The organism is Paracoccaceae bacterium (genome assembly GCA_019454225.1).
In the GTDB taxonomy this organism is placed as follows: domain Bacteria; phylum Pseudomonadota; class Alphaproteobacteria; order Rhodobacterales; family Rhodobacteraceae.
Genome location: CP075370.1, coordinates 3,787,208 through 3,802,315 on the forward strand (window position 1 = coordinate 3,787,208; position 15,108 = coordinate 3,802,315).

Here is a 15,108-nt window from a genome sequence, read left to right on the forward strand (position 1 = left end):
CGGGCGTGTCTTTATGCGGGCCGCCGCCGGGGCACAAGGGGGGCGCCGTCAGCCCTTCGGCTCGTCCGTCTCGATCCCGTAGCGCTTGAACAGGCCGCCCTGCGCGATGAAGAACAGGAACAGCGCGGCGGTCAGCCCGAAGGTCTTGAAGTTCACCCATGCATCGGTCGACATCAGCCGCCAGACCGCCTCGTTCGCCAGGGCCAGCCCGGCAAAAAAGGCGGCAAGGCGCCGCGTCAGGATCATCCAGCCCTCGGGCTGCATCGGCAGCGCCTCTTCCATCACCAGCCGCAGATAGGACTGCCCGCGCAGCAGCCCGAAGCCCAGGATGCCCGCGAACAGCAGATAGATCATCGTGGGCTTCATCTTGAAGAACCGGTCGTCATTCAGCCAGACCGACAGCCCGCCGAACAGCACGACCAGCACCACCGTCGCCACCTGCATCTTCGACAGCTTGCCGGTCAGCCGCCACAGGATGCCGGTGGTCAGCACCATCAGCGGGATGAACGCGGCCGTGACCGCGATGAACCCGTCATAGTCGGTGCCCGCCACGGTGAACGTGGTGTCGCGCAGCATCAGGTAGCCCGCGAAGAACGCGGCAATCGGCCCCAGTTCCAGCGCCATCTTCAGACCCGGGCTGATTTTCTTTTCCATCGTCGCCTATCCCGCCTGCACCATCACCGCGCCCGCTGCCACGCCGGCCATCAGCATCGCCCGCACCGGGCCCACCTTCTCGCCCAGAACCACCCAGCCGATCAGCGCCGCGAACAAGGTAGAGGTTTCGCGCAGCGCCGCAACCTCGCCCACCTTGCCCAGCCGCGTCGCCAGCATCACCCCCCCGAAGGACACAAAGGCCACCAGCCCCCCGATCGCCCCCCGCATCAGAAGCGGGCCGGGCGCGGGCAGCGCGGGCCCGATCCCCCGCCACAGGCGCCAGGCACAGAGGATCGGAAAGTCCAGCGCCGTGATCAGGAAGAACCACGCAAGGAAGGTGAACGGATCGGGTGTCAGCCGGATGCCCCAGGCATCGTAGGTCGTGTACAGCGCCACCAGCAGGCCGCCCGCCAGCGCCCAGGCCAGCCCCGCGCGGATCGGCCCGCGGCCCACCGTGACGCCGCGCAGGTTCACCGCCGCCAGCGCCAGGATCGACGCCGACAGCACCGCCACCCCCGCCCATTGCAGCGCGCCATAGCGCTCCGACAGGAACACCGCCGCAAAGGCCAGCGTGGCCAGCGGTCCGGTCCCGCGCACCACCGGATAGACCACGGTGAAGGCCGCGCGCTCATAGGCCAGCGCCATGGTCAGCTTGTAGGCAAAGTGGATCGCCAGGCAGCCTGCCAGCACCAGCCATTCGAACCCCTGCGGCCAGGGCACCAGGAACAGCGCCACCGGCGCGGCGTAGACCGCGATCCAGATGTCGATCGACCCCCGGGTGATCCAGGGGTCATGCCGCCCCTTCTGCAACGCTCCGAACACCGCATGCGCGCAGGCCGACATCAGCGCCAGCGCCAGCGCAAGCCGCGCGCCCTCGGGCGTCCCCTCGATCGAGATCAGCCAGTCGGTCACGCCGCAGGCCCCGGCCGCGCCGCGCCGCTGCCATGGCGGCTGCCGCGCATCACCCGTCCAGCCCCACCAGCGCCCGGGCGAAATCGGCCGGATCGAAGGGGGCAAGGTCGTCGATCTGCTCGCCCACCCCGATCGCGTGGATCGGCAGGCCGAACCGGTCGGCCAGCGCCACCAGCACGCCGCCCTTGGCGGTGCCGTCCAGCTTGGTCATCACCAGCCCCGACACATCCGCCAGCTTGCGGAAGATCTCCACCTGGCTCAGCGCGTTCTGGCCGGTCGTCGCATCCAGCACCAGAAGGGTGTTGTGCGGCGCGTCGGGGTCCTTCTTGCGGATGACACGCACGATCTTGGCCAGTTCCTCCATCAGGTCGGCGCGGTTCTGCAACCGCCCCGCCGTGTCGATCAGCAGAAGGTCGGCACCCGTCGCCTCGGCCCGGGTCATGGCATCGAAGGCCAGGCTGGCCGGGTCCGACCCCTCGGGCGCGGTCAGCACCGGAACGCCGGCCCGCTGTCCCCAGACCTGCAGCTGCTCCACCGCCGCCGCGCGGAACGTGTCGCCCGCCGCGATCACCACCGATTTCCCGGCGGCCCGGAACTGGCTGGCCAGCTTGCCGATGGTCGTGGTCTTGCCCGACCCGTTCACCCCCACCACCAGCACCACCTGCGGACGCCGGGGATAGATCGGCAGCGGCCGCGCCACCGGTTCCATGATCCGCGCGATCTCATCGGCCAGGGCCTGGCGCAACTCGCCCGCGGTGACGCGCCGCCCCATCCGGCCCTGCGCGATGTTCGCCGTCACGCGCAATGCGGTGTCCACGCCCATGTCCGCCTCGATCAGCAGCTCTTCCAGGCTTTCCAGCATCGCATCGTCCAGCAGGCGGCGCGGCTCGTCCGCCTCGGCCCGTCCGATCAGGCGGTCGATCAGCCCCGCCTTCGGCGCCGCCGGTTTCGTCGCCCCGGCCTGCGGCGCCGGGGCTTCCGCCACCAGCGCATCCAGCCCGCCCGCGATCTTGTCGGAAGACCGGAACATCCGGTCGCGGAGTTTCTTGAAGAACGACATGCTTGCCCCCGGGGCCGGTTCCCCCTTCACCTAACTCCTGGGCGGCGCAAGGGGAAGGGTTCAGCGCCCGATGAATGCGCCCGCGCCACCCGCCGCCAGCGCCCCGGCAAGGATCATCGCCTGCCCGCCCCAGTAGGGCGGCCACAGCGCCAGCCCCGCCGCCCGCCGCGCCGCAGCACCGGTCAGCACGAAGATCTGCAGCGAAAGGATCACGTCCGACAGGATGAAGGACGCAGCCCCGGCCATCAGCCAGCCCCTGCCCGGCACCTCCGGCAGCACCATGGCCGCCAGGCCCATCAGCACGATCACCACCACATAGCCGCGCACCGGCCAGCGCAGCGCCCCGGCGCGCGGCGCCAGCCAGACCTCGGTGGACAGCGCCAGGATGACCAGCGCAAGCGCGGGCGGGACCGGCGGCAGCGGCAGGCCGCCACCCGCCGCCACCCCGGCAAAGGCCACGACATAGGCCAGATGCCCCGCCGTAAAGGCCGCCATGCCCGCCAGGAACCACCGCTCACCGGGCCGCGACAGCGCCAGATCCCCCAGCGCCCCCAGCGCAAGGCCCAGCGTCACCGTCCAGACCGCCCCGCCCCACCAGGCGGCCAGCGCCAGCAGCGCCACGGCCAGCGTCTTGACGACCGACCGCAGCGCCCCGCTCGCCTCCGACCCGGCAAAGCGGATCTGGTAGAGGGCGGCAAGGACGGCGGCGGCAAGGGCGGCAAGGGGCATCGGCGGCTCCGGTCGGGCGGCAGGCGGCAGGCTATGCCATCGCCACGCCGCTGGAAACCGCGTCCGGCCACCGGTCGGCCCGCCGGTTCCCGCCCGGCACCGGCAGCGCGCGATTGTCGCGCGCCTGCGCCCTGCCCCATGCCCCGCCGCCGTGCTATACCCCCCGCATGTCCGACACGCCCGCCCCGCGCCCCCCCTTCCCGGTCCCCGCCATGGCGCTTTTCGCCGCCGCCGCGCTGCTGCCGCTTGGCCTGATGGCGATGGGCGCCATGGCGGGCGGGGCCTGGGCCGTGGCCGGTCTGGCATGGATCACCCTGTTCGCGGCGGCGATGGACCGGTTCGTTCCCTGGGTGCTGCCCGACGCCCCCGAGGGGTCCGAGTTTCCCGCCGCGGACCCGCTGCTTGTCGCCATCGGCCTGCTTCACCTGCTGGCACTTCCGCTGGCGGTTCATGCCGTGGCGGGCGCCAGCGGGCTGGCCGGATGGGAACGCGCGACGCTGTTCGCGGCCTTCGGCCTGTGGTTCGGCCAGGTCGCGAATCCGGCGGCGCATGAGTTGATCCACCGGGGCGACCGGCGGCTGTTCCGGCTCGGCGCCGCGGTCTATGCCAGCCTCGGCTTCGGCCACCATGCCAGCGCGCATCGCCTGGTCCACCATCGCCACGCCGCCAGCCGGGCCGACCCGAACACCGCGCGCCCCGGCGAGGGCTATTACCGGTTCTTCCTGCGCGCCTGGGCCGGATCGTTCCGCGAGGGTCGCCGGGCCGAGGCCGCGCGCCCGCGCGGCCTGCACCCCTACGCCTGGTATCTTGCGGGCACGGCGGCGGCGGCGGGGCTCGCGGTCCTGCTGGCGGGGGGCTGGGGGCTGGCCGCCTGGGCCGGCCTTGCCCTGCATGCGCAAAGCCAGCTTCTGCTGTCCGACTATGTCCAGCACTACGGATTGCAGCGCCGGGCAGGCCCGGACGGGCGCCTCGAACCGGTCGGCGACCGGCATTCCTGGAACGCGCCGCACTGGTTCACCGGGGCAATGATGCTGAACGCGCCCCGCCATTCCGATCACCACGCCCATCCCGCCCGCCCCTTCCCCGCGCTGCGCCTGCCCGGGCCGGACGATGCGCCGCGCCTGCCCCATGCCCTGCCGGTCTGCTGCGTCGTGGCGCTTGTCCCGCCGGTCTGGCGGCGGATGATGGCGCCGCATGTGGCGCGCTGGCGGGGCTGACAAAGGCGTGACTGGCGCACCCGCCCCGGTCTTGGCAGGGTGGCGACACCCCTGACCGACCCGCGACGGAGACCTCCATGCGCCGCAGCCTGACGGCCCTCGCCCTTGCCCTGACACTCGCCCCGGCGGCATCGGGCGCCGCCGACGCCCCCCTGACCGCCGAGCAGTTCGAGGCGCTGACCACCGGCCGCACCCTGACCTATGCCCTGGGCGGCGAGATCTACGGGATCGAGGAATACCGCCCGGGGCGCCGCGTGCTCTGGGCATTCCGCGGCGACGAATGCCGCGAGGGCACATGGTATCCCCAGGGCCCCGAGATCTGCTTCGTCTACACCTATGATCCGACGCCGCAATGCTGGCTGTTCCACCAGCGGGCAGGCGGGCTGACCGCGCGCTTCACCGGCGATCCGCAGGGCGCCGAACTGTCGGTGGTGGCCGAAAGCGATGGGCCGCTGATCTGCGCCGGTCCGGACGTGGGGGCCTGACCTCCGCCCGGCAGAAACCCCGCCGGGGTGAACCGGCGGGGCTGGGGTTGGGTGGGTCACGTGCTTTTGCAAGCAGCACGCCGGTTGCCCGGCCCGCTCAGGCTTAGGGTGATTCCCTTACCAACTGGTGAACACCGCTTAACCCTTTTCGCCTAGAGCCCCTCGAAGGCGCACAGCGCATGCACCTCCATGCCCAGCCCGGCCAGCCGCTTGCGCCCGCCCAGGTCGGGCAGGTCCACGACAAAGGCGCATCCCGTCACCTGCGCGCCCAGCCGCTCGATCAGGTTGATGCCCGCCTCGGCCGTGCCGCCGGTGGCCAGCAGGTCATCGACCAGCAGCACCGTCTCGCCCGGCGCCATCGCATCGGCATGCACCTCCATCACCGCCTCGCCATATTCCAGCGTATAGCCCTGCGAGATCGTGGCACCCGGCAGCTTCCCCTTCTTGCGGATCGGCACGAAACCGCAGCTCAGCTGGTGCGCGACCGCCCCGCCCAGGATGAATCCGCGCGCCTCCAGCCCCGCCACCTTGTCGATGCGCCGCCCGGCATAGGGGGCCAGCAGCTGATCCACCGCCATCCGGAACCCGCGCGGGTCGGCGAACAGCGTCGTGACATCGCGGAACAGGATTCCCTCATGCGGGAAATCCACGATGGTGCGGATATAGTCCTTGACGGTCCTGGTCACGGCCTTGGGTTCCTTGCAGGGTCAGCGCGGCGGATAGTGCAGCCGCAGGATCGCGCGGTCCTGCCCCCGAAGCCAGGTCACGCCATTCGAATTGTCGTCGAAGATGGACAGCTCCGAATATCCGGCGCCCTCCACGTCATGCCACAGGCCCAGGCTCTGCACGATCTCCTCCAGCACCACCGACCGGACCTCTCCCGCCCGGATGTCGGACGAGATCAGGATCGCCGCGCGCTCCAGCACCCGGTCGCCGTTCCACCAGATCTGGAACTGCCCCACCCCGATGGCGATCCCGTCGGGGAAGCCCGGCACATCGCGCGTGCGCTCGCCCTCGCGCAACCGGCTGCGCATGATGCGGATATGCGGCCGCTCGCCCGGCGCGACCCGCCGCAGCCGCAGCCCCGCCCCAGTGCCGTTGATCTCGGCAATCGCGGCGTCCACCGACGTCTCGACGATACGGCCGATGGCCGCGGGATAGCCCGGATCGGGCGGCATCAGGGCCACCCGCAGGTCCATCCGCGTGCGCCGCCCCCAGGCCACCCACGGGTCGCGGCACTTGCCCCCCGGCGATGCCGCGCAGGCCACCGCACGGTGGAAATCGGTGTCCGAAACCTGCTGGTCCAGTCGCACCAGCGTCTCGGCCCATGCCGGCGGCACCGCCCCCAGCACCAGCGCAAGCATCAGCGCCACAAACCCGCGCGCCCTCACAGCACGCGCCCCGCCACCGCATCCAGCCGCGCCAGAACCGCCGGATCGCGCGCCGCGGGCGCGGTCATCACCGCATGGTCCAGCGCGCGGTCGCAGCCATGCGGGCAGGGCACCCGGTCGGCCCCCAGCACCCCGGGCAGGGCCGCGACCAGCCCCCGCGCCGCGGCGGCATTGGCCCCCAGCACCGCGATCACCTGCGCCACATCCACCGCGCCGTGGCTGTCGTGCCAGCAGTCATAGTCGGTCACCATCGCCACGCAGGCATAGCAAAGCTCGGCCTCGCGGGCGAGCTTTGCCTCGGGCATTCCGGTCATGCCGATCACGTCGGCCCCCCACTGCCGGTACAGGCGGCTTTCGGCCAGCGTCGAAAACTGCGGCCCCTCCATCGCCAGATAGGTTGCCCCCCGGTGCAGCCGCACCCCCGCCGGGGCCGCTGCCGCGCAGGCGTCGGACAGGCGCGGGCAGGTCGGATGCGCCACGCTCACATGCGCCACGCAGCCCGGCCCGAAGAACGATTTCTCGCGTGCGAAGGTCCGGTCGATGTACTGGTCGACCAGCACGAAATCGCCCGGCGCATAGTCCTCGCGCAGGCTGCCCACGGCCGAGACCGACAGCACGTCGGTGCAGCCCATCCGCTTCAGCGCGTCGATATTGGCCCGATAGGGCACCGAGGTCGGCGCATGCACATGGCCCCGCCCGTGGCGCGGCAGGAACGCCATCGGCACCCCCGCGATCCGGCCCACCAGCACCTCGTCCGAGGGTTTGCCCCAGGGCGTGTCCACCTCTACCCAGGACGCGCCTTCCAGCCCCGCGATGTCGTAAAGACCCGAGCCGCCGATCACCCCGATCATGGTCTGCATCGCGGCCCTCCGGTTGCGCAGCCGGGGCAGATTAGGCGGCCCCGGCCCGCGCTTCAACAGCCGCGCGCGTTACAGGGTGATGCGGAACCGCGCGAACCCGCCCTCGCCCTCGCCTGCCGCCTCGATCTTCAGCCCGCGTGCCTGCACTTCGGGCAGCCAGGCCGCCGCCTTGGGCCCGGTGTCGAACAGCACCGTCGCCCCGCCCGCCGGCGCAAAGCCCCAGTTGGCATCGGCGGCCGGCGCGATCGTGCCCTGATCGACGATATAGCGCACCAGCGCATCGCGGTTGGTATCGGGCGCGCGCAGGATCACGGTCGATCCGTCCGCGCCCGGGAACCTTCCGCCACCGCCCGCCCGGTAGTTGTTCGACGCCACCACGAACTCGGCCGCCGGATCGACCGGCGCACCGTTCCAGGTCAGGTCCACGATGCGGCTCGCCGCCGCATCCGCCAGCCCGCCCTCGGCGTCGTATTTCGACGGCTGCGTCACGTCGATCCGATAGGTCACGCCGTCGATCACGTCGAAATTGTAGGACGGGAACGCCGGGTTCAGCAGGATCTGGTCCGCCACCCCCGGCTCGATCCGGTTGAAGATGCCCGCCGACCGCTCCAGCCAGTCCTTCAGCTGCGCCCCGCTGATCCGCACCGCCTGCAGCGTGTTGGGGTAAAGATACAGGTCCGCCACGTTCTTGATGGCAATCGGTCCCGCCGGCACGTCGGTGTAATAATCCGGCCCGCCGCGCCCGCCCGCCTTGAACGGCGCCGCCGCCGACAGGATGGGCAGCCCCTCGTGCGGGGTCCCCTTCAGCAGCGCGGCGGTGTACCAGACCTGCGCAAGGCTGACGATCTGCACCGACGGGTCATCGGCCACCAGCGCGAAATAGCTGTAGAGCGGGGCCGAGGTCTGCCCCACCTCGGCCCGCACATAGGCCAGCGTCTCGTCATGCACGGCGGCGGTGGCGGCGATGGCCGGGGCGAAATCCGTGGCCAGCGCCTTGATCGACCGGTCCTCCTGCCTCTGGAAGATCGGGCGCGCGCTGCTTTCGGCGGCGGTGATCCGCCAGCCCGCGCCGTCCTTCTCCAGCATCAGGTCGATCAGCCCCATATGCGATCCCCAGAACCCCGGCATCGTCGCGGGCTTGCCCATCAGCGTGCCCTTTTCCATGTCGATGCCCTCGCCCGCGAAGTCCTTCGACGGCCAGACCCGGTGGTGGTGCCCCGTCACCACCGCGTCGATCCTCTCGACCCCGGCAAGGTGCAGCGCGGCGTTCTCCATCATCTCCTCGGCCGGGCCCGCATCGATCCCCGAATGCGACAGCGCCACCACCACATCCGCGCCGTCCTCGCGCATCTGCGGCACCCAGGCGCGTGCCGCCTCCAGGATGCCGCGCACCGCGAACCGGCCTTCCAGATGCGAACGGTCCCACAGCATGACCTGCGGCGGCACGAAGCCGATCACCCCGATCCGCACCGGATGCCGCGCCCCCGCGCCATCCGTCAGCTCGCGCTCCAGGATGACATAGGGCGGCAGGTACAGCCGGTCCTCGCGCGGGGTGGCGCCCAGCGCCCGCGCGAAATTCGCGCAGACCACCGGAAACTCGGCCCGCGCGTTCACCCGGTCCAGGAAATCGACGCCATAGTTGAACTCGTGGTTCCCCAGCGTCCCCGCGTCATATCCCACCGCGTTCATGCCCGCGATCACCGGATGCAGGTCGCCTTCGGCCATGCCGCGCTTGTAGGCGATGTAGTCGCCCATCGGGTTGCCCTGCAGATAGTCGCCGTTGTCCACGGTGATCACGTTGCCCGCCTCGGCCCGGATCTGCGCGATCAGGTCGGCGGTGCGCGCCAGGCCCATCGTGTCGTTGGGCTTGTCGGCGTAATAGTCATAGGGATGCACGTGGCAATGCAGGTCGGTTGTGGCCAGGATGCGCAGATGTGACTGCCCGGCGGCAGCGCGCGCCGCGAAGGGATGCAGCATCACAAGGCCCCCGGCGGCGGCGGCCGAGGTCAGAAGGCGGCGGCGGGTCAGGGCAAGGGTCATCGGCATCTCCTGCGGGCTGGGGGCCTGCCGCGCCCGGCGCGACTCGGCGGATGTCATGCTGCTACGGCGCCAGCGTAACAGGCCTGCGGCGGTTCCCCAGCGCGGTCTGTCCGGCTGCGCCAAAACCCGCCGCCTGCCCGGCCCCTGCCCCCGCAGGGACCGCCCGGCCCCGCGTGGGCCGGGTCGGCGTGTCGGGCCGACCCGCCGCCCTGTCCCCGGCGCGGCGTCCGTGCCCGCAGGCGTGGCAACCCGGCACGCATCCGGCACGACCCTCGCGGGGTTCCGGCCCGGGTCGGCCCCGGCATCGCCCTGACCCTCCGGAACGCGGCCGCATCCCTCGCCGACCCCGCGGCGGAACGCCGGGGCGGGGCGGTTCCGGCGCAGCCTGCCCCGATTCGCGTTGCAGGTTGACGGCCCGCTGCGCGCGCCCTGTCGGGACGGATGCCATACGCAAGCCAGACGCCGGCGGGACGCCCGCCATACCGGCTCCAGCCCGCATCCGGCGGAATTAATCCAGCGCCCGCAATCCCTTGCGCGGCAGTTCGCGCAGCCCGTTTGCCCCCGCCCCCGCCCCGTGCTACCCGCGCCCCCGACACCCCTCCGCAACGCCGCAGGCCCGCCAAGTGTACCAGCTGGAAGAGGAAACCGAGGACGACTGGTGGGAGGTCGAGGCGCTCTACGACCTCTGCTTCGCCCCCGGCCGCACCGCGCTGTCGTCCTACCGGCTGCGCGACGGCGTGGCCACCGTGGCCCCCCTCTGCCTGACCCTGCGCGACGACACCGGCACCCTCGCCGCCGCCATCCGCTACTGGCCGGCCGAGGTCGGCGGGCAGGATGTCCTGCTGCTCGGGCCGGTGGCCGTCCACCCCACCCGGCAGGGCGAGGGTCTGGGGGGGCTGCTGATCCTTGAAAGCCTGGCCGAGGCGCGCAGGCTGGGCTGGGAACGGGTGATGCTGGTGGGCGACGCCCCCTATTACGGGCGGTTCGGCTTTGTCAAACTGCCAGATGTTGTGATGCCGCCGCCCACCAACCCCGACCGCGTGCTGGGCCTTGCGCTGCGCCCCGGCGCCTGGAACGGGGTGCGCGGACCGGTGGAAAAGGCCCGCGCCTGACCCGCTTGCACCACGGCGCGGCGCCCCCATATCCTTGACATGGACACGCCCGCCGCCACTGCCCTGCCCGCCGCGCGCCCCGATCCCGCCCCCGAGATCGCGCGCCTTGCCGCGCGCTACCGGCGCGCGAACGGCCCGGTGATGGCACTGATGAACCGGCTGGGCGGACAGGTCGAGGATCAGCTGTCCAACCTGCCGCCGGTCTGGCGCGACCGTATCGAGACCGCGACGCTGGCCGCGCTGTCCCGCGCCGTCATGGTCGCGCAACTCGGCCGCCACGCCCCCCGCACCGGCCCTGCGGGCGCCCCGGTCCTGGCGGCGCTGACCGGGGCGGCCGGCGGCGCCGGCGGCATCGCCACCGCGATTGCCGAGCTGCCGCTGACCATCACCTTGATCCTGCACGCCATTCTGCGCGAGGCCGCGGCCCTGGGATTCGACCCCGACGATCCCGGCATCCGTGCCGAGGCGCTGCGCGTCATGGCTCAGGGCAGCCCGCTGGCCAGCGATGACGGGATCAACACCGCCCTGATCGGTGCCCGCCTGACGCTGACCGGCCCCGCGATGCACAAGCTGATCGCCACCCTGGCCCCCGGGCTGGCCGCCGTGCTGACACGGAAGCTGGCCGCACAGGCGGTGCCGGTTCTGGGAGCGGTGACCGGGGCGGCGCTGAACACCGCGTTCCTGCGGTCCTACCGCGATCTCGCCCATGTCCGCTTCGGCCTGCTGCGCCTGGCCGAGATCCATGGCGCGGGGCGGGTGCTGGGTGATTTCGCGCAGGCCACCACCCCGCCCCGGCTGCGCCGCGCCTGACGCTCAGCCCTTCAGGACCGCGCCGGGGTTCAGGATCCCGCGCGGGTCAAGCGCCGCCTTGACCGCCCGCATCGCCGCCAGCTTGACCGGATCGCCATAGCGTTCAAGGTCGTCCACCTTCATCCGCCCGATGCCGTGCTCCGCGCTGACCGACCCGCCGCGCGCATGCACCATGTCATGCACCAGCCGCGCCACCCGTCCCCGCTGCCCGTCATGAGCGGCCCGCGCGCCGCCGCCGGGGGGGAAGATGTTGTAATGCAGGTTGCCGTCGCCCAGGTGGCCGAAACAGTTGATCCTGAAGGGCGCGATCGCGGCAAGGGCCGCCCCCGCCGACTCGATGAAGCCCGGCACCTCGGACAGCGGCAGCGCGATGTCGTGGCTCGACACCGCGCCGATGCGGCGGTTCGCCTCGGGGATCGACTCGCGCAGCTGCCACAGGTGGTCGGCCTGCGCCTCGGACATCGCCATCACCGCCGCGCCCGCCAGCCCCTGCTCCTCGGCATCGGCGTGCAGCATCCCCATCGTCTCGACCGGGTCCATCCCGGCGGGCAGGCCCAGTTCCAGCAGCACCGTCCATTCCGGCGCCACGTCGAACGGCGCGCGCAGGCCCGGCATGGTCTCGGCCAGAAAGTCGAACCCCGCCCGCGCGATCAGCTCGAAAGCCGACACCAGCCCCGGCAGCCGCTCCCCCGCCAGATGCAGCAGGCGCAGCGCGGCGGCGGGCGAGGGAACCGCGATCATCGCCACCGCCCGCCCCGCCGGGGGCGGGAACATCCGCAGGCTTGCCGCGGTGATCACCGCCAGCGTCCCCTCGGAACCGATCAGCAGGTTCCGCAGGTCATAGCCGGTGTTGTCCTTCCGCAGGCGCCGCAACCCGTGCCACACCGTGCCATCCGCCATCACCGCCTCGATCCCCAGGCACAGGTCGCGCGCATTGCCATAGCGCAGCACGCCGGTGCCGCCGGCATTGGTCGCCAGCGTTCCGCCCACCGTCGCCGTCCCCTCGGAGGCCAGCGACAGCGGATAGATCCGGCCCGCGGCCTCGGCCGCCGCCTGCACGGCGGCCAGCGTCGCGCCCGCCTCGGCAAGGATCACGTTCTCCGCCGGATGGACCGCCCGGATTGCCGCCATCCGCTCGGTCGACAGGATCAGCGGCACCGGACCGTCCGGGGCCACCTGCCCGCCCACCAGGCCGGTGCCCCCGCCCCAGGGCACCACCCCCACCCCGACGGCATGCGCCGCCGCCAGGATCGCCGCCACCTCGGCGACGCCGGCGGGGCAGGCCACCGCGGCGCCCTGCCCCTGCCAGCGCCCGCGCGGCTCGGACAGATGGCGGGGTTCGGGCGAACGCAGCGTCCCGGGCGGCAGGCGCGCGGCCAGGGCAGACAGGAATTCGGGGCTGGCGGGGGCGGCCATGGGCATCCTCGTTGCATCGGGATGCCATATGGCCCCGAACACGGGCCGGGGCCAAGGGTCAGTCGTCCAGCCAGGCCGGTTGCAGCGCCAGGATCGTGGGGCGCGACGGCAGCTTGCGCAGGCCAAGCTCGATGTCCGGCTGGTCAAGCCGCACCACGTCGAACTCGGCCTCCATCCGCTGCAGGAACCGCTCCAGCGACGCCTCCGAGAACCAGTGCATCGGCACCACCACCGACGACCGGAACCGCTGGACCACCTGCACCATCGACGGCAGGTCCAGCGTATAGCCGCCGTCGACCGGTACCATCACCACGTCCAGCCGCCCCACGGCGGCGAACTGCGCATCGTCGGGAATGTGGTGCAGGTGCCCCAGATGCCCGATGCACAGGCCCGCAACCTCGAAGATGAAGATCGAGTTGCCATCGGCGCGCACCATGCCCTCGCCCCAGCCGCGCACGTCCGTCGGCACGTTGCGCACCAGCATCTCGCCCAGGTCCAGCCGGTGCTCGGCCGGCCCCTCGCCATCGCCCCAGCCACGCAGCACATGGCGGATTCCGGGGTCGGGATAGGGCGTCCAATGCGTGCTGTGGGCGTTGTTCATGGTCACGATGTCGGGCACCAGCGGGTTGCGGCCGACATAGCCGGTATAGTCGGTCACCGCCGTCAGCCCGCCCGCTGTCTCGATCAGGAAACTGGCATGGTCCAGATACCGCAGCCGCACCGTATCGGCCTCAAGCGGCGCGCCAAAGGCCGCGGGCACCCGGGTTTCCGGCCCCTGGGCGAGGGCGATGCAGTGCGACGGGATGCGGTCCTGCGCCGCGGCGGGGCCTGCGGGCAGCAGGGCAAGGGCGGCGGCAGTCAGGACAGCACGGATCATGGAACCCTCCCCTTGTCGGCAGGAAGGCTAGCACGCCCGGGCCCGCCGTCAGCCGGGCCGCGCTTCACAGCCGCGTGTGCCGGGCGGCGGGCCCTGGCCGGGCCCCGGCCCCTGCCCGGGCGGCGGGCGGGATGCCCGGTCCGGCGGCACCCTGCGGATGGCACCGCATGGCCGTTGCCAGCCCCCGGCCATCGGCGCTAGCACTGTCGCATGCGCGCGCCAGACCCCCGCCGATGACCCTTCCGCGCGACACCCGCAGCCTTGAACGGCGGATGGGCGACCGGGCACGCCGCGCGCTGCCGGCCTGGGCGGCCGACCTTGCGATGTTCGTGCTGAAACAGGGCTGGGCCTGCCTGTTCGGCGGCGTGCTTCTGGCGGCCATCATCGCCACGAAACTGGTCTGGCATCCGGGCTGGGCGCTGCACCGCTATGACGCGCTGTTCCTGATCGCACTGGCCACACAGGCCCTGTTCCTGCGCCTGCGGCTGGAGACCTGGGAAGAGGCGCGGGTGATCCTGCTGTTCCACCTGACCGGCACCGCGATGGAATGGTTCAAGGTGTCCGCCGGATCCTGGGCCTATCCCGAACCCGGCCTGTTCAAGCTGATGGGCGTTCCGCTGTTCTCGGGGTTCATGTATGCGGCCGTCGGCAGCTACATGGTGCGGGTGATCCGCATCTTCGACATGCGCTTTGCCCCGTTCCCGCCGCTGCCGCTGACGCTTGCCCTTGCGGTGGCGATCTATGTCAATTTCTTCGCCCACCACTTCCTGCCGGACATCCGGCTGGCGCTGTTCGCGGCGACGGTGATCCTCTACGCCCGCACCCGGATCTGGTTCCGGATCTCGGTGACGGATCGCTGGATGCCGCTGCCGGTTGCGGCCTGCCTGTCGGCCGCGGCGCTGTGGGTGGCCGAGAACGTGGGCACGGCCACGGGCACATGGCTTTATTCCGGGCAGATGCCGGGCCAGTGGGTCAGCGCGGCCAAGTTCGGGTCGTGGTACCTGCTGCTTTATGTGGCCTTCGCCACCGTGACCCTGGTCAGCCGGTCGGCGCTGTTCCCGCAGGCCCTGCCCGGCGGGCAGCGCCCTACAGCAGACCGCGCCAGGACATGACGGCCACCAGCAGCGCGCCTGACGCGATCACCGCGACCAGCACCGCCACCACCAGCCGCCCCAGGAACCCGATGCGGCGGTCCCAGGCGCTGATCCCCATCAGGTGCTTCAGCGCCAGGTCATAGTCCTGCGCCACGCGCTCCTCGTCGATCTGCAGCAGCAGCTTGGGGTTCTGCGCCATCTCGGCCGCCTCGGCCAGCCGTGCCACGGCATCGCGCACCCGGCGGGGCAGGCGGCGCCCGCCCCGCTTCAGCTTGGCGGCAAGGCCCTGCCCGCCCAGCCCCATGCGCTCATCCATCAAGGCGGCCACGCGGTCCGCCATCTGCTGTATCGCAATCGCGCCCATCCGGCCCGAACCCCTTGCATCCGGCACGCACCCTAGGCCCCGCCGCCGGTGGCCGCAACGGCTCTGGCCGCAGCGCGATGCGCGCGG

General features: G+C 71.9%; 16 protein-coding genes. 5 read left to right on the forward strand and 11 right to left on the reverse strand.

What is annotated here, in order from left to right:
- Positions 1-48: 48 nt before the first annotated feature.
- From KF887_17970 to KF887_17985, 4 genes are read right to left on the reverse strand one after another with little or no spacing between them, the layout of a single operon-like run.
- Positions 49-654: a septation protein IspZ gene (locus KF887_17970; GenBank protein QYK41236.1), complete on the reverse strand. Its 606-nt coding sequence runs from the start codon at positions 652-654 to the stop codon at positions 49-51.
- Positions 655-660: 6 nt separating this feature from the next.
- A complete protein-coding gene (locus KF887_17975) occupies positions 661-1,566 on the reverse strand; it encodes an EamA family transporter (protein QYK41237.1) in 906 nt (301 codons plus the stop codon).
- Positions 1,567-1,615: 49 nt separating this feature from the next.
- Complete coding sequence (gene ftsY / locus KF887_17980) at positions 1,616-2,626, reverse strand: signal recognition particle-docking protein FtsY (GenBank protein QYK41238.1); 1,011 nt, start codon at positions 2,624-2,626, stop codon at positions 1,616-1,618.
- A 60-nt stretch (positions 2,627-2,686) separates the two neighbouring features.
- The gene (locus tag KF887_17985; protein QYK41239.1) at positions 2,687-3,355 is read right to left on the reverse strand and encodes a lysoplasmalogenase; all 669 of its coding nucleotides are present in this window, start codon (positions 3,353-3,355) and stop codon (positions 2,687-2,689) included.
- 212 nt (positions 3,356-3,567) lie between these two features.
- Between KF887_17985 and KF887_17990 the strand changes: the two genes are divergently transcribed.
- Together KF887_17990 and KF887_17995 are read left to right on the forward strand one after the other, a co-directional pair.
- Positions 3,568-4,572, forward strand: coding sequence for an alkane 1-monooxygenase (locus tag KF887_17990; GenBank protein QYK43642.1), 1,005 nt, complete (start codon positions 3,568-3,570; stop codon positions 4,570-4,572).
- 77 nt (positions 4,573-4,649) lie between these two features.
- Positions 4,650-5,057 (forward strand): hypothetical protein, encoded by a 408-nt coding sequence (locus KF887_17995; GenBank protein QYK41240.1) that lies wholly within the window; start codon positions 4,650-4,652, stop codon positions 5,055-5,057.
- Positions 5,058-5,209: 152 nt separating this feature from the next.
- Here the strand turns inward: KF887_17995 and KF887_18000 are convergent, their stop codons facing one another.
- The 4 genes from KF887_18000 to KF887_18015 all read right to left on the reverse strand — a co-directional run bounded on the left by KF887_18000 (position 5,210) and on the right by KF887_18015 (position 9,348).
- Positions 5,210-5,743, reverse strand: a complete 534-nt coding sequence (locus KF887_18000) for an adenine phosphoribosyltransferase (protein ID QYK41241.1) — start codon at positions 5,741-5,743, stop codon at positions 5,210-5,212.
- A 21-nt stretch (positions 5,744-5,764) separates the two neighbouring features.
- Entirely contained in the window at positions 5,765-6,448 is a 684-nt protein-coding gene (locus KF887_18005; protein ID QYK41242.1) for a DUF2927 domain-containing protein, read from the reverse strand.
- The gene (locus KF887_18010; GenBank protein ID QYK41243.1) at positions 6,445-7,308 is read right to left on the reverse strand and encodes an S-methyl-5'-thioadenosine phosphorylase; all 864 of its coding nucleotides are present in this window, start codon (positions 7,306-7,308) and stop codon (positions 6,445-6,447) included. The genes KF887_18005 and KF887_18010 overlap by 4 nt, the downstream gene beginning before the upstream one ends.
- A 69-nt stretch (positions 7,309-7,377) precedes the next feature.
- Positions 7,378-9,348: a bifunctional 2',3'-cyclic-nucleotide 2'-phosphodiesterase/3'-nucleotidase gene (locus KF887_18015; protein QYK41244.1), complete on the reverse strand. Its 1,971-nt coding sequence runs from the start codon at positions 9,346-9,348 to the stop codon at positions 7,378-7,380.
- 623 nt (positions 9,349-9,971) lie between these two features.
- Between KF887_18015 and KF887_18020 the strand changes: the two genes are divergently transcribed.
- Both KF887_18020 and KF887_18025 read left to right on the forward strand, forming a co-directional pair.
- Complete coding sequence (locus KF887_18020; protein ID QYK41245.1) at positions 9,972-10,460, forward strand: N-acetyltransferase; 489 nt, start codon at positions 9,972-9,974, stop codon at positions 10,458-10,460.
- 39 nt (positions 10,461-10,499) lie between these two features.
- Positions 10,500-11,270: an EcsC family protein gene (locus tag KF887_18025; GenBank protein QYK41246.1), complete on the forward strand. Its 771-nt coding sequence runs from the start codon at positions 10,500-10,502 to the stop codon at positions 11,268-11,270.
- Between the two features lie 3 nt (positions 11,271-11,273).
- Here KF887_18025 and KF887_18030 read toward each other — a convergent pair whose 3' ends face one another.
- Both KF887_18030 and KF887_18035 read right to left on the reverse strand, forming a co-directional pair.
- Positions 11,274-12,686 (reverse strand): FAD-binding oxidoreductase, encoded by a 1,413-nt coding sequence (locus KF887_18030; protein ID QYK41247.1) that lies wholly within the window; start codon positions 12,684-12,686, stop codon positions 11,274-11,276.
- A gap of 58 nt (positions 12,687-12,744) precedes the next feature.
- The gene (locus KF887_18035; GenBank protein ID QYK41248.1) at positions 12,745-13,563 is read right to left on the reverse strand and encodes an MBL fold metallo-hydrolase; all 819 of its coding nucleotides are present in this window, start codon (positions 13,561-13,563) and stop codon (positions 12,745-12,747) included.
- A 272-nt stretch (positions 13,564-13,835) separates the two neighbouring features.
- Here KF887_18035 and KF887_18040 point away from each other — a divergent pair, with 272 nt between their 5' ends.
- Positions 13,836-14,675 (forward strand): DUF817 domain-containing protein, encoded by an 840-nt coding sequence (locus KF887_18040; protein ID QYK43643.1) that lies wholly within the window; start codon positions 13,836-13,838, stop codon positions 14,673-14,675.
- On the opposite strand, the gene KF887_18045 is transcribed toward KF887_18040, so the two are convergent.
- Positions 14,650-15,021, reverse strand: a complete 372-nt coding sequence (locus tag KF887_18045; protein ID QYK41249.1) for a hypothetical protein — start codon at positions 15,019-15,021, stop codon at positions 14,650-14,652. The genes KF887_18040 and KF887_18045 overlap by 26 nt on opposite strands.
- Positions 15,022-15,108 lie beyond the last annotated feature (87 nt).